The organism is Aneurinibacillus aneurinilyticus ATCC 12856, from assembly GCF_000466385.1.
GTDB classification, from domain to species: domain Bacteria; phylum Bacillota; class Bacilli; order Aneurinibacillales; family Aneurinibacillaceae; genus Aneurinibacillus; species Aneurinibacillus aneurinilyticus.
Window position 1 is genome coordinate 1 of sequence record NZ_KE952864.1, and the last position, 1752, is coordinate 1752.

Sequence of the window (1752 nt, forward strand, 5' to 3'; positions counted from 1 at the left end):
ACAAGGTTCTTTTTTCCATATCATGCTTATTATTCACCTGGATTTCTACATTTACACGACTTCCGTCTTCAAGCTGCGCATGCACATCCAAAATTGATTTTTTATCCTCGGTATTCTCCTTGTTGAACTGCGGGTCCAGCAGAGTAACCTCTGTAATCTTTTGATTATCGGGCAAACGGAGAGCAGCATTCAAAAAAGCAGCCAGAATGGATTCATTTCCATGTGTACCAAACAAGGCTTTAAAGGCAAAATCAATGCGTAGGTCCAATCTTTTTCTCATAATGTCCCCCGTACTTTTTTCTTTTGTTACCTCTTAGTATACCATGTTGTTAGACTGGATTCTGGACATGCGAAAACAAGAGTGCAAAAATAAAGCAAATGCATTCTACATTCAAGTGTCTAACTATGAAGAAAAAGTACGATAAGGAATGTAAACTCGAAATGGTCAACTTATTGATGAACAAGGAAAGACGGTGACACCAACCGCCCCTTCATGACAACGTGCTCGCTTAGAAGTTTAGCGTCCAAGCACCGGGCCAAGTGTGGATGGCCAACATTATGTATATTCACATCCAAGAAAGCCAGCTGTATCTAGCGAGCATCATGGCCCTATACTCCAGAAAGATTGTCGGTTGGCACACGGATAAACAAATGATGAAAAAACGAATTTTTAAGTACATGGCGTGCTTTTCTCAATTCCATGCGTTCAATATATCGCCAAGGTTCCTATATCCCACTACGTTCAGATAAAACATGGGGTAGGACACATCTTCATGTATCAAGACAGTGCCAGTTTATATCCCACTACGTTCAGATAAAACTTACACATAATGGGGTGCTTGTAAGACTACATTTCAATCGTTTATATCCCACTACGTTCAGATAAAACTGAATAATAATGTTGCTGAAACTTTGATTAATCTTCGGTTTATATCCCACTACGTTCAGATAAAACTCGACGGCTCTTACGCCAGTGAGTACGGTATTGCTGGGTTTATATCCCACTACGTTCAGATAAAACCCTAAAAACAAAACAGACGAAAACCTTCATCTATCAAGGGTTTCATCAATTAAAAAAGAATCAAAAATCAGCTTTTTGCAGTAAACCAGGAGTTCTATTTTTAATACAGAAGAAAAAATGCCTCAACTCCTTGTTATATAAGGGCTCATGTCTAGTATACCCAAAATTAGGTTTACTGCAAATTTCATCGAACGCCCCTTACTACATAGTAATCTTGATATTTGTCTTGTGGAGTGTCGCGGCCTTGTTGTTTACCCCTTATATGTCTATCATCGATGTTAGATATCCTCTTCTTTTACTGTAATAGAGAATAGGAACGTACGCAAAAAGGCAAGACACTTTTCTTAAAATAAAAAACGCACCCTTTGAAAAAGGAGCGGTACTTCTATACTAACTAATATGATTTATTGAATTTTGTTCTTACAGGTTCAAATTTTGATTTTACCAAAAAGTAAGGGTCAACAAGTTTGATATCTTCTTTTTTTAACATGCTTAACGATGCTTTTTTAGACTCTTCTTTCTTTACATCAGCTTTTTTTTCGCTTTTTTCATTTTTAATTTGAAAATTCGTTGCTAAATCATCAATACGCTTACTGTCGATTATTTGAAATGCCTTCAGTTCCGGCAACCACGTTTCGGTTTTCTGTGAAATTATCGTTCCATTCAACTTTATGAGATACTGAAATGTTTTTGTAGGTGAGCGTTTTGCATAATTTTCGCTCTTAGAGCCG

2 protein-coding genes, 1 pseudogene and 1 CRISPR repeat array are annotated in these 1752 nt (G+C 37.2%); of the genes and pseudogenes, 1 reads left to right on the forward strand and 2 read right to left on the reverse strand.

Translation table 11 applies throughout. The features are described from left to right. A partial coding sequence (locus tag HMPREF0083_RS19835) for an Rpn family recombination-promoting nuclease/putative transposase (protein ID WP_021623495.1) occupies positions 1 to 280 on the reverse strand: 280 nt, incomplete at its 3' end. A 260-nt stretch (positions 281 to 540) separates the two neighbouring features. Between HMPREF0083_RS19835 and HMPREF0083_RS30235 the strand changes: the two are divergent. Then, positions 541 to 681, forward strand: a pseudogene (locus tag HMPREF0083_RS30235) (IS3 family transposase); the annotation flags it as partial. Positions 682 to 724: 43 nt separating this feature from the next. Beyond that, positions 725 to 1022: direct repeats of the CRISPR family, unit length 30 nt; unit sequence GTTTATATCCCACTACGTTCAGATAAAACT. A gap of 393 nt (positions 1023 to 1415) precedes the next feature. Here the strand turns inward: HMPREF0083_RS30235 and HMPREF0083_RS28815 are convergent. Beyond that, positions 1416 to 1752 (reverse strand): hypothetical protein (locus HMPREF0083_RS28815; RefSeq protein ID WP_021623499.1); only part of this gene is annotated, 337 nt, incomplete at its 5' end.